Below are 26,255 nucleotides of genomic sequence, written 5' to 3' on the forward strand. Positions count from 1 at the left end.
TGACTTATTCTGCTTAACTTTTTAGTAGGCTAATTCATTATTAGAAATTTTCCGTAAATAATTTAATAATGAATAGCTTTGCTTGTATATAGGTCGAATAAAAATGAGAATTACATTTATTGGTGCAGGGCGCGTTGCTTATCATTTAGCAAAAGTACTACATCCTGATCACCAGATTGTACAAGTTTTTAGTCGTGATTTAGAAAAAGCAAATCGTTTAGCATCTTTAGTTGAAGCCACTGGGATTAATCATTTTGATCAATTAAACTCCAATACTGATCTCGTTATTATTGCCATATCAGACCAATCCATACCTGATGTTATTCAGGAAATTAATCATTATTTGCAGCAAGCATTAATTGTTCATACCTCAGGAAGTACCAGTTTAGAGGTGCTTTCAACAGTACATGAGAGATCTGGCGTATTTTATCCCTTACAAACTTTTAGTCATGAGCGTGCGATTGATTGGGCGGAAACACCTATGTTTGTCGAGGCAGTTCGTTACAATGACTTGGAGTTGCTCGCTTCATTAGCGCATAGTCTGACTCCGAAGGTTTATCAATATAGTTCTCAACAACGCCAGACATTACACATGGCTGCTGTTTTTGCATGTAATTTTAGCAATTACTGTTATGATCTTTCTAAACAAATTGTTGATGAGCAACAGGTTGATTTTTCTTTACTTTATCCATTGATTTTAGAAACTGCTCAAAAAGCAACGATCAATAATCCTAAAGAAATGCAAACAGGTCCTGCAATGCGTGGTGATGAAAATATTTTAAAAATGCATCAACAATTATTAGAAAAGAATTCAGGAAGCGATTTTGTTGATGTTTATAAACTTCTAAGTGAAAGTATTATGAAACGACATTTACACGGAAAATAATGATAGGGAAACCATTTCATTTTATTTGTGATGGACAAAATTTGAATGATTTTTAATATCAAGAAATGTTAGAAAAGCATGTATTTGTATTCTAGAAAATCGAGCGATTATCTGTAAATACATTGAGCTGATACAATTTTTTAAATATCAGCTTAGAAAGAATGTAAATATGCCTTAAGCTTAATCAATTTTTCTGTTTAAAACGATGTTTACATTTGAGGCAAAGATAGTCTTGGAAAATATTCTTGTCGATCGCCACACCTGCTTTTTTCCCAAAAATATTACCTACGATTCCTCCAGTAATACCGACACTAATTGCACCTACAAATGTTCCGATAGTCCCACCCACAATGACGCCTAATGGACCTGCTACAGTACCAATCGTGGCACCAACTGATGCACCTGTTGCAGCTCCACCCACTGTTCCTGCAGTAGTTCCAGCCGCAGTCATTAGAACTCCGCCTGTTGTTTTTAGTAATTTGTTATGATCACGTACTTCGATTTCTGTAGAACCACATTTAGGGCATTGCAGTGTTTTTTCCATAAAACCAACCTATCTTCATCATTGAGTTAAATCATTACAGTGAATAGCACTCATTGTTTATGAAACGATAATTTCTTAAAGGGATGTAAAAATTATCTATCTCTCATTTTAGCTAAATATGAGTAAAAAATATTTATAGATCATGTAAATAGAAGAGCTTAAATTTGATCAGATTTGATTTTATAAAGTGAGTTCGATAATAACGGTTTTAGAGATATCGTTTTTATCGTCTATGGACACCAGAGAGCATTCAGTTTTTTGTTCTTTTAAGATTTGAAAAAACTAATATGAGTAAGCCAATAAGAGATAAATAGCATTAAATAAATAATATTTAATGCTATTTGTATTTGAAATTTTACGAGTCACTACTTAATTTTTTTAAAAATAAAGTCATTGATCTTGTGACCAGATTCAAGTCCACGACGTTCGAATTTAGTTACTGGACGCCATTCAGGGCGAGGGTAGCTATTGCCTTTACCTGCTAGATTTTCTAGATTAGGACGATGATCTAAAACGTCAAGCATCCATTCTGCGTATGGCTCCCAATCAGTAGCAGCATGGAAAGTGCCTCCAAGCTCTAACTTTTGTTCAACCAGTTGCATACGCTCGTGAATCACAAAACGACGTTTAAAGTGACGTTTTTTCTGCCATGGGTCTGGGAAGTACAGTTGCACACAGTTAATGCTATTGTCTGGCATTTCACGTAGTACTTGGATCGCATCTGCATCGAGTACAAACAAGTTCTTTAAACCAGCCATACCGACTTCATACACACATTGTGCGATACCAGGAATATGCACTTCAATCCCGACAAAGTTACGCTCAGGATTTGCCTTTGCCATTAACATTAAAGAACGACCCATACCAAAGCCGATTTCGACTGTTAATGGGCGCTCAGGGTGTTCAAAGTGTTGACGTAAATCACCAACAGGATATTCCAAAATTAAATCACGATAATCTTCTAAAGCAGTACGTTGTGAAGTATTGAGCGGAGCTGAACGACGCATAAACGTCACAATTTCACGGTGCTCTGGCAAATTGTCGAGTTCCGTAATTTGCGTTTCTAACTGATCGTTTGACATGATTCTGGAGATATAAAGATAGAAATGCCGTATTTTAAGTGTTCAGGTGGTCAAGTCAAATGTTTAAATGACTTTATTTAAGGGTTCATTTTTTTGATTGCCTAAAACTTGTAAAAAAATCTTCATATCGTTGTCACACAGATTGAATAGCCTAATGTCGATTTGAACATTAAGTAAAAAATTTATGAAAAACTTTAAATTCCATTCGATTGCAGTTTGTTTAGGATTGTTGGGTGCATCTTCGATATTTTCTGTGGCACATGCGCAGCTTATGTTTAGCCAGTATATTGATGGCAATAGCAATAAAAAGGGATTAGAAATTTATAATCCAGATGCGACATCGGTTAACTTGGCTGATTATGAGATCCAACAGTTTAATAATGGCACGACGTTGAAGCCTTTAGTTTTTCCTTTGAATGGGAACCTGAAAAGTAAGGGGCGCTTTCTAGTTGGACATGCTGCATTACAAACTGAGCTAGGTGATAAGGTTAATCAAGTCGCTGGATTTACGTTTAATGGTGATGATGCAATATTATTAGTTTATAAAGGCAAAGTGATTGATCGTTTTGGACGATTAGGTGAACAACCTACATCAGGCGGTTGGGGAACAACTACTATCAGTAAAGCGAATAGTTTTACTCGCTTGCAAACGGTCAATCCTGTAACTGAAATTGATCCAACCACAGCATTTGATTTAGATGGTTCATGGCGTGCATGGAAGGATCGGAATGATTTTTCAAATATAACAGGTTCAGCAACAACACCTCCTGTCAGTGAAACAGTGAGTTGCTCTAGTACGGACACAGCGATTGCAGATTTAAATAATAAAGCAACTCAAGGGCAAAACTATACGCTCCGCGGTGTGATCACTGCTGATTATCGTTATGAAAATGGTTTTTCTGGCTTCTATATTCAAACTGTTGATAGCAAAGCTAAACCAAACGTGAGTAATGCGATTTTTGTTTATATTCCAGCGAGTAGCTCTGTTAAAGGTGGGCAAGTTGGGGATGAAGTGATCTTACGAGGACGTTTGACTGCGTATCAAAACCAATTACAGATTGATCAGTTACAGCAAAATATTTTGACCTGTAATAGCAATATGGCAAGCCAGGTACAGCCAAAAAGTGTTGATTTACCGTTTAATAGTTTGACTGAATTAACTGTAAATTCACCACAACTTTATCAAGGAATGTTGGTAAAACTACCACAAACTTTAACCATCAGTGAAAATTATAATTATGGTCGCTTTGGTGAGCTGTCACTGAGTAAGGAGCGATTATTTATTCCAACAAACTTATATCCACCTTTATCTGCTGAGGCAAAAGCATTAGCACAGAAAAACTTATTATCGAAGATTATTTTAGATGATGGTTATAACAATCAAAACAGAACGCCTTGGTTGCCGCAGAGCTTCAGTGCAACAAATAGTTTGCGCTCTGGTGATCAGCTTAAGAACATTGAAGGGATTTTAGAATATCGTTTTAATGGTTGGCGCATTCAGCCTATTCAGGGGCGTAATCTCCCAGAATTGGTCGCTAAAACACCATCAAGACCAAATGTCGCCACTAAAGATACGCAGTTGATTCGTGCAGCAGCATTTAATGTCTTAAATTATGATAATGGTAAAACAGGTTTCCCTACTGAACGTGGTGCAACGAGCCAAGCTGAGTTTGATAAACAACATCGTAAAATTATCAAAGCATTAAAAGCAATTGATGCCGATGTATACGGTTTGATGGAAATTGCAAACAATGGCTATGATAAAAATAGTGCAATTGCATATTTAACCCAAGCTTTAGGCGCTGATTGGAAATATGTAGTTCCTGAAAATCAGGATCGTTTAGGAACAGATGTGATTGCTGTTGCCATTATTTATAACAGCAAACGTATAAAACCTGTGAACAAGCCAGTTGTACTTGATTTAGGTGATAAGAATAGATCGACGATTGCGCAAACTTTTCAACCGCTTTCTGGAAAGCAAATGTTCACGATTATTCCTAATCACTTGAAATCTAAAGGATGTACAGGTGTTGACACGAATACAACAGACGCTGATCAAAAAGATGGGCAGGGTTGTTGGAACCCGACACGTGTGAAAGCTGTTCAACAGCTCGTTCAATGGATGGCAAAAAATCCAACTCAAGTAGAAAAGCCAAACATCTTAGTTTTAGGGGATATGAATAGTTATGCCAAAGAAGATCCGATTCAGGTGTTTGAAAAGGCAAATTACAAAGTTCTATTAAATGACAAAGTTGTAGGGCAAGGTGAGCAGGCTTATAGCTATGTATTTGGTGTATCAAGTAATACGGAAGGCTATGGTGGCGCAGGCAATTTAGATCACGCAATTGCAGATGCAAATTTATATAGTAAAGTAAAAAAAGCATTTACTTGGCATATCAATGCAGATGAACCAACAGTCTTAGATTACAACGAAGAATATAAAACCGATGCACAAAAAGCATTATTTTTCTCAGAAGATGCTTATCGCTCTTCAGATCATGATCCTGTAATTGTTGATCTTGATATGAGTGATGTCGAGAATAAACCTTCACCGTCAAATACTTCATCGGGGAGTTTTGGATGGTTATCGATCTTAGGTCTTTTGGGTCTTGCAAGTTTTTCCAAGCGCTCAAGAAAAGATAAAGTGTGATCTATGCAAAAAGAGGAGGATAGAAGTAATCTATTCTCCTCAAAAAATGATCTATTTGAGCAGGATATATACGATGATAATAAAAAGTTGACATAAGACTACTTGCAAAATCATGTAATTTCACTAATAGTCAGATCATTCAGTATTTTTTACTTTTTTTGACAAATTTGTGGAAACACATTTTGCAAATTAAGGTAAAGCATTTTAGAACATAAGCGTTAGATAACAAGGATCAATTATGAAGTTGTATTATTCGCCTGGTGCTTGCTCATTGGCAGCACATATTATTTTAAATGAAATAAATGTAGATTTTGACTTAGAACGCGTTGACCTAAAAACACATAAAACCTCGAAAGGGGTAGATTATTATGAAATTAACCCGAAAGGTTATGTTCCAGCTTTAGAGATTAATCCTGGTTTAATCTTAACTGAGAACGTTGCCATCTTACCGTTTCTGGCACAACACGATCCTAAACAGGATTTAATTCCACCATCGGGCATGGGGCGTGCCAAAGTCCTTGAATGGTTAGGTTATTTAAATTCTGAGTTGCATGATGCTTATGCAGTTTTCTTTAGTGGTAAGTTAACTGATGATGAAAAAACCAAAGCGTATGCTGAAGTAGATCGTTTACTGAAATATATCGACAATTATTTAGCTGAATCAGAATATGATTATTTAGTGGATGATAATTTTGGTCCAGCAGATGCATATTTATTTGTACTTACAAATTGGTCAAATCATATTGAACATGACTTAACACCTTATATTCATATTATCGCTTTGCGTAATAAAGTGGCCGAACGTCAGTCGGTACAAATTGCAATGCGTGATGAAGGATTACTCGGTTAGTTTTCTCTGCATTAAAAAAGCCTCTGTGATCAGAGGCTTTTTTTATAATCAAAAGATTATTGTTGAGCTTTTTCTTTTACATCAGCAGCGCCGTTTTCAACTGCACCAGCAACTTTAGCAGTTGCATCACGTGCAGCGGCTTCAGTTTTTGCAGCAGCTTCAGCAGTTGCATTCGCAGTATGATCAGCAGCAGCATCAATTTGATCAGCAGCAGTATCTACCGCAGTAGCAACATTGCTCGCAGCAGAATCAGCAGCATTTTTTACATCAGCACTCGCTTGATCAGCGGCATGTTCTAAGTGTTCGCCAGTAGTTGCCCCAGTTTCAGGCGCTTTATCTTTATTACAGCCTACAAGTGCAACAGTAGCAGCGAGACCTAATGCAACAAGTAATTTATTCATTTTCATGTTTCCTTTTCTTTGTGGCATCCAATAGGTATGGATAGCGAAAATATAAACATAAACTGTATGAATAATAAAGTTGAAAATTTGTTGATAACTTGTAAAAACACGCACTTACATTTTTGAAATGTAAATGCGTGCACATGTTTTTAGATTATTTTAAACATCAGAGCGAATCATATAGTCAAAAGCTGATAGAGAAGCTTTCGCACCTTCACCTGTCGCAATAATGATTTGCTTGTACGGCACGGTGGTACAGTCCCCCGCAGCAAACACACCTTTGACATTGGTTTCATTTCGATCATTGATCACAATCTCACCACGATTGCTGAGTTCAACCGCACTGTTCTTCAAGAAATCGGTGTTTGGTAATAAACCAATTTGTACAAAGATTCCTGCAAGTTCGACCGTATGCTCAACATCAGTCGCGCGATCTTTATATTTCAACGCCGTCACTTGTGAACCATCACCGACAACTTCAGTACTAAGCGCATTCAAAATCACAGTAGTATTTGGCAAGCTGTTTAACTTGTCTTGCAACACTTGGTCTGCACGAAGCTTGGTATCAAACTCCACCAACGTCACATGCTCTACAATGCCTGCAAGGTCAATCGCTGCTTCTACACCAGAGTTACCACCACCAATCACCGCAACACGCTTGCCTTTGAAGAGTGGGCCATCACAGTGGGGGCAGTACGCCACACCACGGGTACGGTATTCTGCTTCACCTGGTACATTCATTTCTCTCCAACGTGCACCTGTTGAAAGAATAATGGTTTTAGATTCAAGCTTAGCCCCATTTTCCAATTCAACTTCAACCAGACCATTGGCTGTCTGATCTGCACCTGTGATCTTGCTGACACGTTGCAAATTCATGATGTCCACACCGTACTCACGTACGTGTGCTTCCATATCTTGAGCAAACTTTGGACCTACCGTTTTTTGTACTGTGGTGAAGTTTTCAATGTCCATGGTATCCATGACCTGACCGCCAAAACGTTCAGCCACGATACCTGTTTTGATGCCTTTACGTGCTGCGTAGATCGCTGCTGTACCACCTGCAGGACCGCCACCAATCACCAATACATCAAAAGCATCTTTGGCATTGAGTGCTGCGGCATCTTTCTCAGCAGAATTAGTGTCTAGCTTCGCCACGATTTCTTCCAAAGTCATACGACCTTGTCCAATATGTTGATTGTCTTGAAACACCATCGGTACAGCTAAGATTTTGCGTTCTTCAACTTCTTCTTGGAAGAAACCACCATCAATCATGGTCGCAGTTGCATTTGGGTTATAGATTGCAATCAAGTTGAGTGCTTGAACCACATCTGGACAGTTATGGCAGCTCAATGAAACAAACACATCAAAGTTTGCTTTTAAGTTTAAGCTTTTGATCTGAGTTAATACTTCATCAGAGACTTTAGGGGCATAGCCTGACACTTGTAATAAAGCCAAGATCAAAGAAGTAAACTCATGTCCCATCGGTAAACCAGCAAAGAACACACGTGGTTGTTCACCTGCTTTAGCCACACCGAAACTCGGACGGCGAGCGTTTGAACCGTCAAAACGTGCCGTGACTTGATCAGAAAGTTCTGCAATTTCAGTCACAAGTTCTTTAATTTTTGCGGCTTTGTCTGATTCATCTAAAGCAGCAACCAACTCGATTGGACTTTCTAAACGTTCTAAGTAAGCTTTTAATTGCGTTTTAATATTTTGATCTAACATGTATTTCTCCAAATTCTAAGCAGTTCAAATCAGCTAAATTCATTCAATGAAGCTATAGTACGCAAAATGTATAAATAGGTAAAACAGTATGTTTTTATAAATTTAATCGGATTTTTGAATTTTAAAGTATATTTGTGGAACTTTTGTGCGTACATGAGCATAAAAATTTGAATCGAATCGAACTTGTTATATAACTGCAATCATTTCATGGCATATATAAGGAAGCAGAAAATGGTATTACAACGTGGTATTTATCAACACTACAAGGGTCAAATTTATCAGGTATTTAATGTTGCTCGACATAGTGAAACTGAGGAACAACTTGTTGTATATCAGTGTTTATATGGTGATTATTCAATGTGGGTGCGTCCATTATCAATGTTTGTTGAAACAGTTGAACTTGAAGATGGGCAAGTTATTCCACGTTTTAAATTAATACAAGCGACTTAAATTTGACCTTTTGCTTTTGAGCATTACGGAGACAAGACATGACGAGCACCGTTTTTTTACAACGTATTGCTGATTTATATGATGAATTTAAGCAACATGATGCTCGGCAGTCTGATCGTTTAAGACGTTACCGAAATATTGAAGCAGAATCTGCTAAGTTACTTGGGATGTTAGTACGTACTCAGCAATCAAAGCAGATTCTAGAAATTGGAACATCGACAGGATATTCAACCTTATGGTTGGCTGAAGCTGCAAAATCGGTCGGAGGTAAAGTTCAAACCTTAGAGATCAATGCTTTCCGTAGTGCTCAAGCCAAGAAATATGCTGAAGAATTTGGATTAGAGAGTTTTATTGATTTTTGGGTGGGCGATGCCTCAGATTATTTGGCACAAGCAACTGAATCCTATGATCTAATTTTATTAGATGCAGAGCGTGGCTGTTATGTGAGTTATTGGAATGATTTAAAACGTCTATTGCAGTTCTCGGGTAATACTTTAATCGTAGATAATGTCATTTCGCATGCTGCTGAGGTCAAAGATTTTCTTGAGTTGATCAAAGCAGATGAAAACTATATGAGTACCATTTTGCCTGTTGGTGCTGGTCTATGTCTGGTCGTCCTGAAGTAAGGGCATCTGATTTTGATGTTTTAGACGATAGCTTTGTGGGCTACAACCAATAATTTTATTAAATGCACGGGTAAAGTTGGCAGGGTTCGAATAGCCTAATTCATAAGCAATATGGGTGATGGTAAACTTGGAATTCTTTAATAAATCAATGGCCCGCTCGGTGCTAATCTGCTGCTTTAAATTTTGAAATTCAACTCCTTGTTGCTGCAAATAACGTTGTAAAGTTTTGGTGGAAATATTTAGAACTTTAGCGCATTCAGTTAATGTTGGAATCTGATTGGCTTGTCTTAACATCATGCTGACCCATTCAACAATTTCACCTTGATGATAAATTTTCTGAATCTGTTCCTGACAACGTTGTTCAACCACTTTTAGGCTATGAGCATCCGCTAAAGGTAAGGGAAGTGCCAGTTGTTGTTGATCAATCACAACGCGTATACCTGATATCCATGTGTAATTAAAATGAAAATTTGCTTTAACGAGATGTATATAGCGTTCAGCATAAACAGGCTCGGGTATACTTAAATAAATTTGGTAACGTTGTAATTGTTGTCCTGCAAGTTCTAATAAGCTGTAATAAAATCCAACGGCAATTGCTTCAATATGAAATGCTAAACATTGCTTGTTCATTTGCAAGATGGGTTCAAGTAATAACTCAACCTTATGTTGATTAGTTGGAAATTGAATCGATAGCTTAAAGCTCGGCATAATTAGCCGAAAATATTGTGCGATTAATCTCAAAGCATGTTCTAAATTTGGACTGGTCATTAATGCATATCCAACCAAACTATGCGAACTGAGTTTTAGATTTTTACCGAGTTCAAAAGCCAAATCTTCTGTATTTGGTAGGCTCAGGCCAAGTGCAATAAATTGTTCAATTTGTTGAATTGATAAAAGCTCAGTTTTAGAGAGTTCGTTATGAAATGCGTTTAATACCTCATTATCATATTGATGAGTACCAATCAGAATTTCGATCAACCGCAAATAATAACGAGACGGAATAACAGGGATTTGCTGTTTTTGCACAATAAAAATCCAGTAAAGTCTTAAAATGATAATATCAAGTCTTAAAATGATAATATAGAGTGACTGTAAAAGAACACAATCAATTCAAGCAAAACTTTTTGTGTTTGATTGAGGAGTTTCTAATGAATATGCATACTCAACTGGATGTAGAGCAAGCAACAACAACTTTTAAAGATAAAAAACGTCACTTGTGGTTATTGGGTTTGGCTGTACCGACTATTGCAATGAGTGGTTTAGCAGGTTATCAATTTGGACCGAAAAAAACCAAAAAATTCTTTGCCTCTTTTGGCCCATTATTTATTCATGGTGTTATTCCTGCATTGGATAAGTTAATTGGCGAGGACACAGAAAATCCACCACTTGATGCGATTGCAGATTTAGAAGCTGATCCATATTATTCTCGAATTGTTAAACTTTTTATTCCATTGCAATATGCGACCAATATTTACGGCACTTATTTGGCAAGTCGTAAAGGTACATCACTTGCAGATCAAGCGTTATTGGGTACTTTGGTGGGGATGGTGAATGGTATTGCCATCAATACGGCGCATGAATTGAGCCATAAAAGTGGTCGTCTCGAACATTATTTATCACATTTGGCATTAGCTCCATCGGGCTATAATCATTTCCGTATTGAGCATCCATATGGTCATCACCGTCGTGTTGCAACGCCAGAAGATCCGGCATCATCTCGACTTGGTGAAACTTTCTGGAAATTTTTACCTCGTACAGTGATTGGTAGTTTCAAATCAGCGATTGAAATTGAGAAAAATCGTTTAGAACGTAAAAAATTGCCATTCTTCTGTAAAGAGAATGAATTGATTCATGGTTGGGCGATGTCTGCCGTATACCATGCTGCTATGTTTAGCAAATTTGGAGTGCGTTCAGTACCATTCCAAGTGACACAGGCTGCCTATGCGATTACTTTGTTTGAATCGGTAAATTATATTGAGCATTATGGTTTAAAACGTGAAAAGAAAGCCAATGGTCAATATGAGCGTACTTTACCTGAACATAGTTGGAACAATAACAATGTAGTGACTAACTTGTTCTTGTATCAATTACAGCGTCACTCAGATCATCATGCAAATCCAACACGTAGCTTCCAGACTTTACGTCATTTTGAAGATGCACCGCAATTACCAGCAGGTTATGGTGCGATGATTTTGCCAGCCTTTATTCCTTCATGGTGGTCAAAAATTATGGATGATCGAGTTGTAGAGCATTACAAAGGGAATATGGAGAAAATTAATATTCATCCAGACGCAAAAGAAAAAATATTAGAGAAGTATGCTGAACAAGCTGAAGTCGAAGCTGCTTAATAAATTTAAATAAAAAAACCAGCCTTAATATAGGCTGGTTTTTTATTTATGAGGCTAAAAGATAAAGTCGTTTAAAGTGAAGATCAAACTCAAGGTATTTATGAACAAATGCGGTCTTATCCGAGGTGCGTAGTAAATTATTATAAATAAACTCTGGAACAGGGTGATAAAGCTCGGCAGTGCCATTGCTATAGAAAATTTTTAAATAACGTGAAGAAATATCATATTTCCAAGAGGTTACAACAACAGTTTTTTCCATATATTTGCCCCCATTTCAGTTTGATCATTTAGTACATACAAAAAACTCTTTATGTTTCATAATTTGACATTACTCCATGTAATGCAGGCTGACAATTGATAAATGAATTTCGCTATAAATTTATAAGTATAAGAATTGTAAAAAATTTACTATTGAATTGAGATCGACGTATCGTAAAAAATGACCAAATGACAAATAAAAAGAAACCACTCTTTTTAGAGTGGTTTCTTTTCAACATTGTTAAATCTAAAAATTAGATTTTACCAACGAGGTCGATCGATGGAGCAAGCGTTGCTTCACCTTCTTTCCATTTAGCAGGGCAAACTTCGCCTGGGTGGCTTGCTACGAATTGAGCAGCTTTAAGTTTACGTAAAGTTTCTGATACATCACGCGCAATTGCATTGTCATGAATTTCAGCAGTTTTAATCACGCCTTCAGGATTGATGATGAACGTACCGCGTAAAGCTAAACCAGCTTCTTCAATATGCACATCAAAAGCACGTGTTAATTGATGCGTAGGGTCGCCAACTAATGGGAATTGAGCTTTACCTACAGCAGGAGAAGTTTCGTGCCATACTTTGTGAGAGAAATGAGTATCAGTTGTTACGATATAAACTTCTGCACCAGCTTTTTTGAATTCTTCATAGTTTTCAGCAGCATCTTCAACTTCAGTTGGGCAGTTAAAAGTAAATGCAGCTGGCATGAAAATAAGAACAGACCATTTGCCTTTAAGATCAGCATCAGTTACTTGAATGAATTCACCGTTACGGAATGCATCAGCTTTAAATGGTTTAACTTCAGTATTAATTAAGCTCATCATTGTCTCCATGATTGAGGTTTTATTGAGAGGCTATGCCTTACTTGTTTACGAGGTCAAGAATAAATAATTTTTAGTTATTGGGGAAATAGTATTTTTACATGACTAAAATCGGAAAATTGAATGAATCAATATAAAACGATTTTCACCCTAAGATATAAGCCTATTTGACTCCAACAAGATGAAGCAAATATGACGAATACCTAAAACTAACTTGCATAACAACATGCAGTCGATAGTATTAAAATTCAAGGGTAAAATTGAAAAAATCTAAAAAATATAGAGAAAACCAAGATATAGATTTAAGCACACGATAATTGTAATACGATGTTTTTATCGAACTGAGAGCTTATATTGTTTGTTTTCTGAGCTTGTGTTAAATATTTGATCACTTTAGAATCCGCTAAATTTGATGGATGCTCAAATTTTTTTATTTGAGAAAAACGAAAATTTTAGCTCGGAAATTTACATTCTCGGGTATACAGTGAAATCTATAAAAATGACTGATCAATTAAGACAAAAATTCGAAAATTTAGAGTTGAATGCAGGCTTAGGTAAAATTAGTGCTTTTATTTCAATGTCCTTGGGTTTGTTAGCTATTTTTGGGGCTTTGTGTTTTATGTTCCCGTCGGTACTGACTATGCCTGAACTACGTCCTATTTATGCCAAACATTATGATATTTTTTATTTCAGTTTGATGTTTGGTATTACGCTGAGTGCTGGTTTTGGGATTTTTAGTGCGTTATTTCGACAAAATCGTTATGGTTTTTATGGCTTATGTTTTGCTGTTGTGGCAGCAGTTTTAGGCTGTGGATTAATTAAAGCGCCAACCTTACCCAACCTACCTTTTTACGCAGGTATTGATTATTTCATTTTAACCCTAGTGCTCTTGGCTCTTATCTTCATTCCACTTGAGGGGTTCTTTGCTAAAAATCCTGATCAAAAAATCTTAAGGGTAGGTTGGGTGACGGATATGAAATATTTCATGTTGAGTCATATCGGAATTCAATTGTTCACCTTTTTGACAGTGATGCCGATTCAATACTGGATTACCCACTTACCCAATAATCCAATCGTACCTTTTGTGCAAGCTCAGCCAATTTGGTTGCAGTTTATTGAGTTATTGATTGTGGTTGATTTCGTCGTGTACTGGTTGCACCGAGCGATGCATGAAATAGATCTATTATGGCGTTTCCATGCGATACATCATTCCACCGAGTATATGGATTGGTTGGCATCTTCACGACTGCACATCGTAGAAGTACTAATGACACGTTTTATTGCTACCTTACCTATTTTCCTACTGGGCTTTCATACATCGGCTGTATTTGCTTATCTTGTTTTTATTTCGTTTCATGCCATTTTTATTCATTCAAATGTACGTTTTCGTTTTCCATATTTGCGCTGGCTAATTGCAACTCCTGAGTTTCATCATTGGCACCATTCTTCAGAGAAGCCTGCGATTGATAAAAACTATGCTGCTTTTATTCCAATCTATGATGTGATCTTTAAAAGTGTATACATGCCAAATCATCTTGCGAGTGTTTACGGCACAGTTGGTTATAAGATACCGAATAGTTTTGTTAAACAATTCACATGGCCATTTAAAAAGTATATAAAACGTTTGCGGCAACATTTTGATCATTCATCTAAATCATAAGCATAAAGACATAACTGCATTAATATTCTGAACAGATTGATGCAGTTTCTTTGCATAGCAACGCTTTAAGGCGTAAAATAGCCGATTATTTTTATTGTTAGGAAAGCTGTTCAGTGCAGAGTCATTTAAATGTAGATCAATGGGTTATGGCACGTGACCGTCACCGTTTAAATCGACTACGCAAAGATAAAAAAACAGAAACAGCGGAAATAGAAAAACTTTTTCAACAGTCAAATGACAAAGTCAAACAACGCTTAGCGCGTATTCCCCAAATTAAACTCAATCAAGATTTACCTGTTACTCAGTATGCAGATCGTTTGATTGCCGCAATACAAAAGCATCAAGTGATTATTGTGGCTGGTGAAACGGGTTCGGGTAAAACCACGCAGTTACCACAAATTGCCATGCTTGCTGGTCGTGGTCTCACTGGGATGATTGGGCATACTCAGCCGCGACGTTTAGCTGCTCGCAGTGTCTCACAACGTATTGCAGAAGAAGTTGGGCAGAAACTAGGTGAGGCGATTGGCTTTAAAATCCGTTTTAATGAGCAGGGGTCACAAGATTCTATCGTGCGTTTGATGACGGATGGTATTTTGCTGGCTGAGCTGACGAACGACCGCTTCCTTTCAAAATACGATACTATCATTATTGATGAAGCCCATGAACGTTCACTGAATATTGATTTCATCATGGGTTATCTCAAACAGTTGTTACCAAAGCGTCCTGATTTAAAAGTAATCGTGACGTCGGCGACTTTAGATGTAAATCGTTTTAGCCAATACTTTAATGATGCACCGATTTTTGAAGTAGAAGGGCGTAGCTTCCCTGTTGAAGTACGTTATCGTCCAATTTCGGAACTCAGTATTATTGGTAGTGATGATGATGAGTTTGATGATTTTGAAGAGAACTTACCACGTGCTGTGGTACAAGCAGTTGAAGAGTGTTTTGCCGATGCAGATGCCAAGGGGCATCCTGAACACGCTGATATTTTAATTTTTGCCAGCACAGAGCAGGAAATCCGTGAATTACAGGAAACGCTGCAAAAATATGGTCCTCGGCATACAGAAGTGTTGCCTTTATATGCACGTTTGGCACTCGCCGAGCAGCAAAAGATTTTCAGTCCAAGTGGTAAAGGTCGCCGTATTATTATTGCAACCAACGTTGCTGAAACAGCATTAACCGTTCCTAATATCCGTTATGTGATCGATAGCGGTTTTGCCCGTATTTCACGTTATAACTACCGTTCACGTGTGCAGCGCTTACCGATTGAAGCGATTTCACAGGCAGCAGCCAATCAGCGTAAAGGTCGTTGTGGCCGTATTGCTGCGGGTGTTTGTATTCGTTTATACAGTGAAGAGGATTTTTTAAGTCGTCCTGAGTTTACTGAACCAGAGATCAAACGAACCAACTTAGCTTCTGTCATTTTACAAATGCAAAGTTTGGGTTTAGGTAGTTTAGAAGATTTTGACTTTATTGAGCCGCCTGATTTCCGTTTGGTGAATGATGGGCGCAAGCTTTTGATTGAGTTGGGTGCATTAAGCGAACGTAAAAATGATTTAACTAAAGTGGGTCAAATGATGGCACGCATGCCGATTGATCCACGATTAGCTCGTATGCTGATTGGTGGCGCTCATTTTGGTGTACTGAAAGAAACTTTAATTATTGTCAGTGCCTTGGCGATTCAAGATCCACGAGAACGACCTGCCGATAAACAAATGCAGGCTGATCAGAAGCATGCTTTATTCAAAGAAGCAGATTCAGACTTTTTATTCTATTTAAAACTTTGGAATACGCTGCAAACCAGTCCTGATACGCAGTCTGAAAACAAGCGCCGTCAATTTGCGCGTCAACATTTTTTAAGTTGGTTACGTTTACGGGAATGGAAGCAAACCCATCAACAATTAGTTGAGTTGGCTGAAGGATTAAAGCTGAGCTTTAATGAAAAGGCAGCCAATTATGAAAATTTACATCGTGCTTTGTTAACGGGTTTACTTTCATTTATCGCCAATAAAACCGATGAACGTAATACTTTTATGGCGGTACGTCAGCAGAAAGCCAAGGTATTTCCTGCCAGTACGCTGCATAAGACCAATACTGCTTGGGTAATGGCATTTGAGATGGTGGAAACTTCTCAAGTGTATTTACGCACTTTGGCAAAAATTGATCCTGAATGGATTTTATTAGCTGCACGTGACCTATTGAAATATCACTATTTCGAACCACATTGGTCGAAAAAAGCAGGCATTGTGAATGCCTATGCGCAAATTTCATTGTTTGGTTTAATTATTGAACCAAAACGTATGGTGAATTTTGAAAAAGTGGATCAAGCCGCGGCACATGAAATCTTTTTACGGGATGCCTTAACGACTGGTAATTTGGGTATTACGCCACCGTTTTTAAAGCACAATTTATTGAAGCTTGAAGAAGTTGAGCGTGTTGAAGATAAATTGCGTCGTCGTGATTTAGTGGTCGATGAAGAAACTATTTATCAATTTTATGCTGAAAAAGTGCCAGAGGAAATTGCCAGCCGCAGTAGTTTTGAAGATTGGCGTGCAACAGTAGAGCCAGATCATCCGCGTTATCTTTTTGTAGAAGATGATGCCTTATGGATGAATGATCGGCCAACCACACAGCAATTCCCAGATTATTTACATAATGGACAATTGCGTTTAGCTGCGAGCTATCGTTTTGATCCAAGCCATGATGAAGATGGTGCAACGGTTAAAATTCCTGTGCAGGCTTTGCCACAAGTAGATGAAAAGCAATGGTCATGGGGGATTCCTGGGTGGCGTCAGGATTTAATTGAAGCTTTGCTTAAGGCGTTGCCTAAAGATAAGCGTCGTAATTTAGTTCCGATTCCAGATACTGCGAAAAAACTGATGCAAGGTGTTGATGCAGTACATTTACGTGAGCACTTATTTAGTTATTTAGCTTTTGCTCTGCGTGGTGAGCAAATTACTGAAAAAGATTTTTCTTTTGAACGAATTGATCAATATCTCGTACCTTTTATTAAAGTTGTGGATGAAAAAGGCAAACTCATTGCGCAAGGACGTGATTTAGATGAACTCAAAGCACGTTGTCGTGTTGAAACTCATCGTCCTGTGAAGCAACAAAAGGGTGAGTTCCATACTTTCCCTGAAAATTTTGTATTTGAAGCGTCTCAAAAAGTCACGGGTGTGGTCGTAAAGCAATATCAGGCTTTGGTTCCAAGTAAAGTTTTTGCTGAACTTGATGTTAAAGATGAGTCGGGTGTAGTGATTCAAATCTTTAATGATCAAGATGAAGCAATTAAGCAACATCGTGAAGGCGTGATTCGTCTTTTACACATGCAATTGGGGGATTTAATCCGTCAATTGAAAAAACAGATTTCCAAACCATTGGCTTTGGCATATTCACCTTTAGGTGATCGGGCGAAGTTGGAACAAATGCTGGTTTATGCAACCTTACAAGTTTCAATAAAAACTTTGCCTAAAGATACAGCGGAATTTAATCAGCTAATGGCTGATGTAAAAAAGCAATTCTTGGTAGATGGTCAAAAGGTTTTAATTGATATTACAGAGATTTTTACTCAATGGCAGCAAATTCGTCGCGAGTTATTGGTTTTAGATCAGGATATCTTTGGTCGAAGTGTAGATGACATAGAAGACCAACTTGATTTAATGTCATTAGGGAACTTTGTCTACAGTAAACCTGTTGAGATTTGGCAGGAATACCCACGGTTTTTAAAAGCATTACTATTGCGTTTGGATCGTTTGCCAAATAATCTACAACGTGACCTCGCTGCAATTGACGATGTCGATCCATGGATGGACAAAGTATTTAAATTTAAAAATGATCCTAAAATCAAAGAATTGTATTTGATGTTGGAAGAACTTAGAATTTCCTTGTTTTCTCAACCGATGAAAACAAAGATGCCAATTTCACCAACTAGATTGCAAAAACTATGGGATCGATTAGCAATCGGTTAAACTGAGCAATAATGAAAGTTAGAAGCATTCTTTACAGGAGTTTTACATGGGCATTCGTATAACAGGTACAGGGTTATTTCACCCAACCGAATCTATTTCTAATGAAGAGTTGGTTGAAAGTTTAAATGCTTATGTAGAACAATTTAATCAAGAAAATGCTGAGCAAATTGCTGCTGGCGAGATCGAAGCATTACGTGGCTCAAGCCCAGAATTTATTGAAAAAGCGTCTGGTATCCAGCGCCGTTATGTGGTCGAAAAGTCAGGTATCCTTGATCCGACCCGTTTACGTCCGCGTTTGCAAGAACGTAGCAATGATGAGCTTTCACTTCAAGCGGAGTGGGGCGTAATTGCTGCAAAACAAGCGATGGAAAATGCAGGTGTTACCGCAGAAGACATTGATGTTGTCATCTTAGCTTGTTCAAATATGCAACGTGCCTACCCAGCTGTTGCAATTGAAATTCAGTCAGCTTTGGGTATCCAAGGTTATGCTTATGACATGAATGTGGCTTGTTCTGCTGCAACATTCGGTTTGAAGCAAGCCTATGATGCAGTGAAATGTGGCGCACGCCGTGTATTATTACTCAATGTTGAAATTACCTCAGGTCATTTAGACTACCGTACTCGTGATGCACATTTCATTTTTGGTGATGTTGCAACGGCTTCAATTATCGAAGAAACTGAAACTAAATCAGGCTATGAAATCCTAGATATTCATTTGTTTACTCAGTTCTCAAATAACATTCGTAATAACTTTGGTTTCTTAAATCGTAGCGAAGATGCAGTTGTTGATGACAAGCTATTCCGTCAAGACGGTCGTAAGGTCTTTAAAGAAGTTTGTCCACTGGTTGCAAAAATCATTACTGCACAGTTAGAAAAACTTGAATTAACTCCTGAGCAAGTTAAGCGTTTCTGGTTGCATCAAGCCAATGCGAATATGAATGAACTCATTTTAAAACTTGTTGTGGGTAAAGAAGCTGATTTAGAACGTGCACCTATTATTTTAGATGAGTTTGCCAATACGTCTTCTGCGGGTGTAATTATTGCGATGCATCGTACAGGTGAGCAAGTTAATAATGGCGAATATGCTGTGATTTCATCATTTGGTGCGGGTTATTCTGTAGGTTCAATCATCGTGCAAAAACATATTGCATAATAATTATCTCTATTTAAATAAAAACACCACAATCAAAGTTGTGGTGTTTTTTTATGTGCTCTAAGTTCTACTTAAATAAAATTGCTAAATCAATCACTTGAGGTGTGCTATTGGTTCCGATTGTAGACGCATTTAGATTAGGTGTTCCATCCACATTAATTGCTAAACGTGCTCTTGGAGTTGTAATTGTAGTATCACTATTTAGATCAATACGATATAACACAGAAGGTCCTGAAGCACCTGAGACTGCTGCTAAAGCTAAGCCATTATCTCCACCCGCAATATCAAAGCCATTATCAGTGCCAAGATTAATACCTAGACTTCCAATTAGGCTCAGGGTGCCGTTATTAGGTGGATTCTGTTTGGTTAATGTCTTATTGGTTTGATCTAGATCAAACAATTCGGTAGCAAGTGTAGCCACAGGGGTTTTAAAACTGTTGGTATAAGCGGCTGCTGTTACTTTTGCACCTGAGGCACCATTAATATCACCATCTTTAATGGTGTCACCTGTATCTACATTAATTCGTAGATTTTGGCCTGTATTACTGATGACACGTAATCGATCCGCAGTTGGATTGAAATCAACAGCAAAGCTGGTTCCATCCAATGCAGTAAAACTACTACCTGCTGCTGGTTTTAATGTGCTTACTAAGCTTGCTAAGCCAGATTCAGGATTAATCGTGTATAAATTCGCTTTATTTGTTAATCCGTAAAGTTTACCCGAATGATCAGTTGCTGTTCTCAAACGATAGTCAATTCCCACAAATCGTTCATCAACGAGCAGACCCGTTAGTGATTTTTCAGAAACTGAGTTTGGATTATTTAAAGCAAAATTTAGTAATTTATTATTGGCCGTTAAACCAAAAGCTTGTGCAGTAGAGTCAGAAGCTCTTTTCAGAGCAATTCCACGAATTCCCATCGTATTAAAACTATTATTTAAATCACTAGAAGCAAACACGGCATCATTACTGGTTCCAACATTGGCAAGATTGAGTTGGAAGAATTTATATGCTCCAGAGGTGAGTTTAAGTACTGCGAATCCGACGTTGCTGACCGGATCAATGTCTAGGCCACCACCGCCATTCGTATTGATATCTGCACCTAATGCTGCTGAAGCTCCAAGAGTTCCAGCATTCGCATTTTGGATATAAATTCGATCACTATTTTGATCAATACTATAGAGTTTGGTTGATCCAGTTCCTGCAAATGCATTGGTATATGCACCAGCAACAATAGTAGGGTTGCTTTCTGTTAAATTGATCGCACCATCCGTAATCGTTGCGCCAGTATCCACATTAATTCGAAGATTTTGCCCCGTATTTGTAATAACCCTCAAACGATCTGCAACTGGATTGAAGTTCACGGTAATCAGATTTGCATCGCCTAAAATCTTAGTAAATGCTGCATTTCCATCAGTCGTATCAGTAGGATCAGCCATTAATTTTTTTGTAAAAGTGGCTGAACCGGTTGCAGGATTTAAAGTATAAATATTACCTAATAATCCCACCGCATAAAGTTTTCCATCTTTCGGGCGATAATCGATTCCAACGAGTTCATCATCTGTTTGTAGACCTATAATTTTAAGATTTGACACGATTTTATTTGGCATCATTCGATCAATTGAACTGATCATACCGTTATTTGTTAAGATTAAAGTGTCACCTGTATTAGTATTTGTAGTTTCTGTATCGTTGTTAGAGTCATTATTACAACCCAATAATATTAGGCTACTCAGGGTTGCTGCGGTTAAAGTTAATGCTCGTTTATTCATAATCGTTTATCCTGATACATATTTAAGTTATAAGAAGCTTTTGAGAAGTATTCCCTGTTATTTATTAACTGCTAGCTTCTTGTTATTGGATTGCTGTAATGAGTCTAGCCTTAGAAAAGATATCGACTTTTATTTTTAAATAAATAATTTAAAAATCTTATATTTACTTTTCTTAGATTATGTAGGGTAAAGTCGAAAGTAAATTAGTATTTTTAAGTGATTTTTGTGTATTTGAGTTTTTGTTTGTAATTGTTCACGCCAACTTCACGCTAGCTAAGAAATTCTAAATTATTAAAGTAATTGTTGTGGTAAAAATATAATGTTTAAAATCCCAAAAAAATCGAGAGAATTTTAAAAACCCTCTCGATTTCGATATATTTATTGATTACGCTTCTACAGTTTGAACTGCAATTTTTTTCGCTGGATCGACTTTACGTCGTACTGCTGGGACAGGTTCGCCATGATATTGACGATCTGCGAAATAGCTAGAACGAACCATTGGCGCTGACCAAATATTTCTAAAACCTAATTTTCGACCATGTTCAGCGTAACGCTCAAATTCTTCTGGAGTCACAAAGCGATCAATCGGTGCATGTTGCTTAGAAGGCTGTAGATATTGACCAATGGTCACGTAATCTACGTCGTGCGCACGAAGATCATCGAGTAAAGCAATCACTTCCTCTTCTGTTTCACCAATCCCAACCATCAAACCACATTTAGTTGGTACGTCAGGACAGTATTCTTTAAACATTTTTAAAAGATTTAAAGAATGTTGATAGTCAGAACCTGGACGCATTGCTTTGTATAAGCGAGGAACTGTCTCGATATTATGATTGAAAACATCGGGTGGACATTCGGTCATGATGCGTAAGGCAATATCCATACGCCCACGGAAATCTGGAACTAAAATTTCTAGTAAAGTTTTTGGACTGAGTGCGCGAGCTTCTTTAATACAATCCACAAAGTGTTGAGCACCACCATCTAATAGATCATCACGGTCTACAGAAGTAATCACTGCATACTTAAGACCTAAGTTGGAAATGGTTTCGGCCATGTGGCGTGGTTCATCTGCGTCGAGTGCATTTGGTCGGCCATGCGCCACGTCACAAAACGGGCAACGGCGAGTACAAATATCACCCATGATCATAAAAGTAGCAGTACCACCACCAAAACACTCAGGGAGGTTAGGGCAGGCAGCTTCTTCACAAACAGTATGGAGTTTTTGCGAACGTAGAGTTGTTTTTATACGCTGAACCTCTTCAGGTGCAGTCATTTTGACGCGAATCCAGTCTGGTTTACGAGGCACTTCAACCGTAGGTATAACTTTTACAGGAATTCTTGCGACTTTTTCTGCGCCACGAAGTTTTAAGCCCTGTTCAGGTTTACGGTGTTCAGACATATTATTTTCTACAACCTATTGCTTGAGATATTCGATTATTATAGTCAAATTTATTGGTTTATAGGATGAATTAGGTATTCATTTTGAAAATGTGAATATATAAAAATATATGGTTGAGAAATACATCAAGCCATAGCATATTAGTTATCATATATATAGAAGTAAACAGCGAAGAGACAAAGGAGCTTTGAATGCCACGTAAGAAAGAGGTCGTTGGTGGGAATGTTGTAAAATTTGATGCAGTAATTCTCGGTTCTGGCCCAGCTGGTGAAGGCGCGGCAATGAAGCTAGCTAAAGCAGGTAGACGTGTAGCGATCGTTGATATACGTGATCAACTTGGTGGTAATTGTGCTCACGTAGGAACAATTCCTAGTAAAGCATTACGTCAAACAGTATCAAGTATTATTCGCTATCAACGTGACCCTATGTTTCAAAAGGTCGGTGAGTGGAAACAATTCACCATGAAACAAGTGCTACGTAATGCACATAAGGTAATTCAACAGCAAGTTGATACGCATACACGTTTCTATGATCGCAACAAGATTGATGTGTTTCATGGACGTGCTTATATTCAAGATAAAAATACGGTTTTGATTTTTGGTCAGGACGGAATTAAAGATACGATCATTTGTAAGCAAATAGTGATTGCAACGGGTAGTCGTCCTTATCAACCACAAGGTTTAGATTTCAATCATCCGCGTGTATTTGATTCAGATAAAATTCTTGATTTGGATTATTCAATTCAAAAAATCATTATTTATGGTGCTGGTGTGATCGGTTGCGAATATGCTTCGATTTTCATTGGTTTAGATCATAAAGTTGATTTGATTAATACCCAACAAAAGCTTTTAAGCTACCTTGATGATGAAATCGCAGATGCATTGTCATATCACTTGCGAGAGCAAGGTGTATTGATTCGACATAATGAGCAAATTGACCGCTTAGAAACTTTCGATGATCATGTGGTTTTACATTTGCTGAGCGGTAAGAAGATTAAAGCTGATGCAATTTTATGGTGCAATGGTCGTTCTGGTAATACAGATGGTCTTGGTTTGGAAAATGTCGGTTTAACACCGAATAACCGTGGTCAGTTGATGGTCAATGATCAATACCAAACTGAAGTTGATAACATCTATGCTGCAGGGGATGTTATTGGTTGGCCATCACTTGCATCGGCTGCTTATGACCAAGGTCGTTGTGCGGGTGCAAATATGGTTGGTGAGAAAAATGTTAAGCCAATTAAAGATGTACCAACAGGTATTTATACAATCCCAGAAATTTCTTCAATTGGTAAGAACGAGCAGCAATTAACTGAAGAAAAAGTACCTTATGAAGTTGGTCAGGCTTCATTCCGCCATCTAGCTCGTGCCCAAATTACGGGGGATACGGTTGGTGAATTAAAAATCTTGTTCCATCGCGATACTTTAGAAGTACTAGGTATTCACTGCTTTGGTAATAATGCGGCAGAGATTATTCACATTGGGCAAGTGGTGATGCATAGTCCCAACAATACGTTGAAGTACTTCGTTGAAACGACATTCAACTATCCAACGATGGCAGAAGCATATCGTGTAGCAGCTTTGAATGGTATGAATCGTTTGTTTTAAATGGCGATAAATTTAGTTCGATAAGCAACAAAATGCCAATCAGTTTGATTGGTATTTTGTTATTTGGATTTAGTTAGGAAATTTGCGATGAAAACTAAAATAAATAATCTAATTCTTGTAGTAATCATTTTGTTGCTTGCAGCTTATTTGGGTTTTGATTTTAAAGAAAAGCAAAATAATAGAATTACTAGCAGTAACACACAAACTTCAGTTTCAAATACTAATATTTCTGTCGATGATCAAGACAAGATCATGCAGGCTTATCAACAGCAAAGAAGCAATATTCAAGTTCAAGCGCAGGGTATTGTAAAAGCAGTTTTGCCAGATGACGATCAAGGTTCAAAACATCAGAAAATGATTCTTAAACTTGAGAATGGTTTAACGGTTTTGATTGCACATAATATTGATTTAGCCCCAAGAATAGATGGACTTAAAAGAGGTGATCAGCTTGAGTTTTTTGGTGAATATGAATATAACCCAAAAGGCGGTGTGATTCATTGGACCCATCATGATCCACAAAGAAAACATATTGACGGATGGTTAAAATATGAAGGGAAAATATATCAATAATATTTTCCCTTAATCACTCATTCTATTTGTATGTTCTCAATCAGCTTGTAAGCGCTAATTTCTGACGAGATTTCCATTTAGGTAGGACTTTAGCTAAATAAGCGTCCACGCACCATACAGGGCCAATCAGGAGGAATTGTAAGTCTTTAAAGAAAGAAGGCTTTTTCCCTTCAACTTTGTGACCATAAAATTGGCCAATCCAAGCAATCACAAAGACACCAATATAGAATCCTACGCCTACAGGTAAAATAATAATGAGCCATGCCATAACGGCTAACAGTGCAGCCATTGCAACAGCGAGAACAATATCCAAACGAGCATAAAATACTAAAGTGAGTACAAGAAGCAAAGCGGTGAGTAGGGTGCTAAAATGAGCCAAAATACCAATAATTGAAAAAAGAATAGCTGGGACACAAACCCAATGAATTTTTTTATTCGTTTGGTTTTGATGGCTGTCACTATACTCATCAAACCATGCATCAATTGACTTCATATTAATTCCTTTGCTGTATTTATTTTATTTGCTCAATATACCGAATTGAATAAAAAGGGTCAAAATCATTCGCTGATATGATGTTGTTCTAAAAAGTAACTGTATTTTCTAAATTCTTTTGTCTCATAATAAAGAAAGCCACACTAGATGGCTTTTCTTGGAGAGTGTAAAACTAAGTTATTAAGGTTATTAAGAACTAGGTCCATCAACTCGTTCGATGCTCACATTACCAGTACCAGAACCAGACATACCAAGTTGCTTTGCAGCACCATAAGATAAATCTAGCACTCGATTGCCATGGAATGGACCACGATCATTTACTTTTACTACAACACTCTTGCCGTTCTCTTTATTTGTTACACGGATATAACAGTTTAAAGGAAGGCTACGGTGAGCTGCAGTTAATCCATTCATATCGAATGTTTCACCGCTTGCTGTTTTACGACCATGAAATTGACGTCCATACCAAGACGCAACGCCACTTTGGCTAAATTTACGAACTGTGTTCGAAGCAACAGTATTCAGTTTTTCAATCACTGAAGGCTCGTCTTCAGGAATATCGATTTTTGCAGCAATCGTCTGGCGACGGATTTGGTCACCTGAACTCTCAGTGATTGAAAGACTATTAACGTTTGAAAAACGCGAATTAAAATTTTGAGAATCTTTGCTTAGTACGCGGGCAGCTAAATTAGAACCCTCCACATCATTATTCATTGATGTCGATTGTACCATTTCCGCATGTAACGGGCTTAAACTTAAGCCTGCCGTCAGCGCTAGAATATATTTTAGCGAAAACTGCATTGTATAAACTCCTAGAGAACATGCTTTTCTATTTCAAAAAACAACTTTGAAATATAGTGCACATGTCTAATTATTCACTTTTGCAATTACTTTACTTGAGTGGATAATATTCATCGCTTACGAAGTGTGTCTAGTCTTTAACGATAAATAGTTACAAAAAGGGCAAAAACTTACAGTTTGCGGTTAAAAAATAAC

The 26,255-nt window shown here is 37.5% G+C and carries 22 protein-coding genes; 11 read left to right on the forward strand and 11 right to left on the reverse strand.

The features are described from left to right. Window positions 1–103 precede the first annotated feature (103 nt). Window positions 104–886 carry a Rossmann-like and DUF2520 domain-containing protein gene (locus O1450_RS06725; protein WP_269230177.1) on the forward strand — a complete coding sequence of 261 codons (783 nt, stop codon included), beginning with the start codon at window positions 104–106 and terminating at the stop codon, window positions 884–886. Window positions 887–1,070: 184 nt separating this feature from the next. On the opposite strand, the gene O1450_RS06730 is transcribed toward O1450_RS06725, so the two are convergent. Together O1450_RS06730 and trmB are read right to left on the reverse strand one after the other, a co-directional pair. Then, window positions 1,071–1,430: a hypothetical protein gene (locus O1450_RS06730; protein WP_046738100.1), complete on the reverse strand. Its 360-nt coding sequence runs from the start codon at window positions 1,428–1,430 to the stop codon at window positions 1,071–1,073. 365 nt (window positions 1,431–1,795) lie between these two features. Continuing rightward, window positions 1,796–2,512 carry a tRNA (guanosine(46)-N7)-methyltransferase TrmB gene (gene trmB, locus O1450_RS06735; protein WP_269230178.1) on the reverse strand — a complete coding sequence of 239 codons (717 nt, stop codon included), beginning with the start codon at window positions 2,510–2,512 and terminating at the stop codon, window positions 1,796–1,798. A 184-nt stretch (window positions 2,513–2,696) separates the two neighbouring features. Here trmB and O1450_RS06740 point away from each other — a divergent pair, with 184 nt between their 5' ends. Further along, entirely contained in the window at window positions 2,697–5,162 is a 2,466-nt protein-coding gene (locus tag O1450_RS06740) for an ExeM/NucH family extracellular endonuclease (RefSeq protein WP_269230179.1), read from the forward strand. A gap of 238 nt (window positions 5,163–5,400) precedes the next feature. Further along, complete coding sequence (locus tag O1450_RS06745) at window positions 5,401–6,012, forward strand: glutathione binding-like protein (RefSeq protein WP_004662579.1); 612 nt, start codon at window positions 5,401–5,403, stop codon at window positions 6,010–6,012. A gap of 56 nt (window positions 6,013–6,068) precedes the next feature. Here O1450_RS06745 and O1450_RS06750 read toward each other — a convergent pair whose 3' ends face one another. Beyond that, window positions 6,069–6,413, reverse strand: a complete 345-nt coding sequence (locus O1450_RS06750; RefSeq protein ID WP_269230180.1) for a hypothetical protein — start codon at window positions 6,411–6,413, stop codon at window positions 6,069–6,071. 159 nt (window positions 6,414–6,572) lie between these two features. Further along, a complete protein-coding gene (gene ahpF, locus O1450_RS06755; RefSeq protein WP_269230181.1) occupies window positions 6,573–8,138 on the reverse strand; it encodes an alkyl hydroperoxide reductase subunit F in 1,566 nt (521 codons plus the stop codon). A gap of 231 nt (window positions 8,139–8,369) precedes the next feature. Here ahpF and O1450_RS06760 point away from each other — a divergent pair, with 231 nt between their 5' ends. Then, window positions 8,370–8,588 carry a DUF1653 domain-containing protein gene (locus O1450_RS06760; RefSeq protein WP_004662574.1) on the forward strand — a complete coding sequence of 73 codons (219 nt, stop codon included), beginning with the start codon at window positions 8,370–8,372 and terminating at the stop codon, window positions 8,586–8,588. Between the two features lie 38 nt (window positions 8,589–8,626). Beyond that, window positions 8,627–9,214, forward strand: coding sequence for an O-methyltransferase (locus O1450_RS06765; RefSeq protein WP_005159636.1), 588 nt, complete (start codon window positions 8,627–8,629; stop codon window positions 9,212–9,214). On the opposite strand, the gene O1450_RS06770 is transcribed toward O1450_RS06765, so the two are convergent. Next, entirely contained in the window at window positions 9,191–10,240 is a 1,050-nt protein-coding gene (locus tag O1450_RS06770; RefSeq protein ID WP_269230182.1) for an AraC family transcriptional regulator, read from the reverse strand. The genes O1450_RS06765 and O1450_RS06770 overlap by 24 nt on opposite strands. A 122-nt stretch (window positions 10,241–10,362) precedes the next feature. On the opposite strand from O1450_RS06770, the gene O1450_RS06775 reads away from it, so the two are divergent. Further along, on the forward strand, window positions 10,363–11,562 hold the full coding sequence (locus O1450_RS06775; RefSeq protein ID WP_269230183.1) for an alkane 1-monooxygenase: 1,200 nt from the start codon (window positions 10,363–10,365) through the stop codon (window positions 11,560–11,562). A 46-nt stretch (window positions 11,563–11,608) separates the two neighbouring features. Here the strand turns inward: O1450_RS06775 and O1450_RS06780 are convergent, their stop codons facing one another. Both O1450_RS06780 and ahpC read right to left on the reverse strand, forming a co-directional pair. Then, complete coding sequence (locus tag O1450_RS06780) at window positions 11,609–11,821, reverse strand: KTSC domain-containing protein (protein WP_269230184.1); 213 nt, start codon at window positions 11,819–11,821, stop codon at window positions 11,609–11,611. Between the two features lie 253 nt (window positions 11,822–12,074). Continuing rightward, window positions 12,075–12,638, reverse strand: a complete 564-nt coding sequence (ahpC, locus tag O1450_RS06785) for an alkyl hydroperoxide reductase subunit C (RefSeq protein WP_004662563.1) — start codon at window positions 12,636–12,638, stop codon at window positions 12,075–12,077. A gap of 499 nt (window positions 12,639–13,137) precedes the next feature. Here ahpC and O1450_RS06790 point away from each other — a divergent pair, with 499 nt between their 5' ends. From O1450_RS06790 to O1450_RS06800, 3 genes are all read left to right on the forward strand, one after another. Beyond that, window positions 13,138–14,298, forward strand: coding sequence for a sterol desaturase family protein (locus tag O1450_RS06790; RefSeq protein ID WP_269230185.1), 1,161 nt, complete (start codon window positions 13,138–13,140; stop codon window positions 14,296–14,298). Between the two features lie 113 nt (window positions 14,299–14,411). Then, the gene (gene hrpA / locus O1450_RS06795) at window positions 14,412–18,266 is read left to right on the forward strand and encodes an ATP-dependent RNA helicase HrpA (protein ID WP_269230186.1); all 3,855 of its coding nucleotides are present in this window, start codon (window positions 14,412–14,414) and stop codon (window positions 18,264–18,266) included. A 46-nt stretch (window positions 18,267–18,312) separates the two neighbouring features. Continuing rightward, on the forward strand, window positions 18,313–19,419 hold the full coding sequence (locus O1450_RS06800; RefSeq protein WP_269230187.1) for a beta-ketoacyl-ACP synthase III: 1,107 nt from the start codon (window positions 18,313–18,315) through the stop codon (window positions 19,417–19,419). Between the two features lie 67 nt (window positions 19,420–19,486). Here O1450_RS06800 and O1450_RS06805 read toward each other — a convergent pair whose 3' ends face one another. Further along, window positions 19,487–21,190, reverse strand: coding sequence for a DUF4394 domain-containing protein (locus O1450_RS06805; RefSeq protein ID WP_269230188.1), 1,704 nt, complete (start codon window positions 21,188–21,190; stop codon window positions 19,487–19,489). 385 nt (window positions 21,191–21,575) lie between these two features. Beyond that, window positions 21,576–22,589: a lipoyl synthase gene (gene lipA / locus O1450_RS06810; RefSeq protein ID WP_269230189.1), complete on the reverse strand. Its 1,014-nt coding sequence runs from the start codon at window positions 22,587–22,589 to the stop codon at window positions 21,576–21,578. Window positions 22,590–22,780: 191 nt separating this feature from the next. Here lipA and sthA point away from each other — a divergent pair, with 191 nt between their 5' ends. Beyond that, the gene (sthA, locus tag O1450_RS06815; RefSeq protein ID WP_005159656.1) at window positions 22,781–24,196 is read left to right on the forward strand and encodes a Si-specific NAD(P)(+) transhydrogenase; all 1,416 of its coding nucleotides are present in this window, start codon (window positions 22,781–22,783) and stop codon (window positions 24,194–24,196) included. An 87-nt stretch (window positions 24,197–24,283) separates the two neighbouring features. Next, window positions 24,284–24,766, forward strand: a complete 483-nt coding sequence (locus tag O1450_RS06820) for a DUF3465 domain-containing protein (RefSeq protein WP_269230190.1) — start codon at window positions 24,284–24,286, stop codon at window positions 24,764–24,766. Window positions 24,767–24,806: 40 nt separating this feature from the next. Here the strand turns inward: O1450_RS06820 and O1450_RS06825 are convergent, their stop codons facing one another. Continuing rightward, entirely contained in the window at window positions 24,807–25,259 is a 453-nt protein-coding gene (locus tag O1450_RS06825; RefSeq protein ID WP_269230191.1) for an Mpo1 family 2-hydroxy fatty acid dioxygenase, read from the reverse strand. A 189-nt stretch (window positions 25,260–25,448) separates the two neighbouring features. Further along, the gene (locus O1450_RS06830; protein WP_269230192.1) at window positions 25,449–26,060 is read right to left on the reverse strand and encodes a septal ring lytic transglycosylase RlpA family protein; all 612 of its coding nucleotides are present in this window, start codon (window positions 26,058–26,060) and stop codon (window positions 25,449–25,451) included. Window positions 26,061–26,255 lie beyond the last annotated feature (195 nt).

The sequence above is a fragment of the Acinetobacter sp. TR11 genome, from assembly GCF_027105035.1.
GTDB lineage: Bacteria > Pseudomonadota > Gammaproteobacteria > Pseudomonadales > Moraxellaceae > Acinetobacter.

Coding starts and splice junctions, on each gene's coding strand:
- ahpC (WP_004662563.1), bottom strand. CDS start 12,638: ATGAGCTTAATTAATACTGAAGTTAAACCATTTAAAGCTGATGCATTC.
- O1450_RS06800 (WP_269230187.1), top strand. CDS start 18,313: ATGGGCATTCGTATAACAGGTACAGGGTTATTTCACCCAACCGAATCT.
- sthA (WP_005159656.1), top strand. CDS start 22,781: ATGCCACGTAAGAAAGAGGTCGTTGGTGGGAATGTTGTAAAATTTGAT.
- O1450_RS06765 (WP_005159636.1), top strand. CDS start 8,627: ATGACGAGCACCGTTTTTTTACAACGTATTGCTGATTTATATGATGAA.
- ahpF (WP_269230181.1), bottom strand. CDS start 8,138: ATGTTAGATCAAAATATTAAAACGCAATTAAAAGCTTACTTAGAACGT.
- O1450_RS06830 (WP_269230192.1), bottom strand. CDS start 26,060: ATGCAGTTTTCGCTAAAATATATTCTAGCGCTGACGGCAGGCTTAAGT.
- O1450_RS06790 (WP_269230185.1), top strand. CDS start 13,138: ATGACTGATCAATTAAGACAAAAATTCGAAAATTTAGAGTTGAATGCA.
- O1450_RS06825 (WP_269230191.1), bottom strand. CDS start 25,259: ATGAAGTCAATTGATGCATGGTTTGATGAGTATAGTGACAGCCATCAA.
- trmB (WP_269230178.1), bottom strand. CDS start 2,512: ATGTCAAACGATCAGTTAGAAACGCAAATTACGGAACTCGACAATTTG.
- O1450_RS06780 (WP_269230184.1), bottom strand. CDS start 11,821: ATGGAAAAAACTGTTGTTGTAACCTCTTGGAAATATGATATTTCTTCA.
- lipA (WP_269230189.1), bottom strand. CDS start 22,589: ATGTCTGAACACCGTAAACCTGAACAGGGCTTAAAACTTCGTGGCGCA.
- O1450_RS06750 (WP_269230180.1), bottom strand. CDS start 6,413: ATGAATAAATTACTTGTTGCATTAGGTCTCGCTGCTACTGTTGCACTT.
- O1450_RS06725 (WP_269230177.1), top strand. CDS start 104: ATGAGAATTACATTTATTGGTGCAGGGCGCGTTGCTTATCATTTAGCA.
- O1450_RS06760 (WP_004662574.1), top strand. CDS start 8,370: ATGGTATTACAACGTGGTATTTATCAACACTACAAGGGTCAAATTTAT.
- O1450_RS06745 (WP_004662579.1), top strand. CDS start 5,401: ATGAAGTTGTATTATTCGCCTGGTGCTTGCTCATTGGCAGCACATATT.
- O1450_RS06805 (WP_269230188.1), bottom strand. CDS start 21,190: ATGAATAAACGAGCATTAACTTTAACCGCAGCAACCCTGAGTAGCCTA.
- O1450_RS06730 (WP_046738100.1), bottom strand. CDS start 1,430: ATGGAAAAAACACTGCAATGCCCTAAATGTGGTTCTACAGAAATCGAA.
- O1450_RS06820 (WP_269230190.1), top strand. CDS start 24,284: ATGAAAACTAAAATAAATAATCTAATTCTTGTAGTAATCATTTTGTTG.
- O1450_RS06740 (WP_269230179.1), top strand. CDS start 2,697: ATGAAAAACTTTAAATTCCATTCGATTGCAGTTTGTTTAGGATTGTTG.
- O1450_RS06775 (WP_269230183.1), top strand. CDS start 10,363: ATGAATATGCATACTCAACTGGATGTAGAGCAAGCAACAACAACTTTT.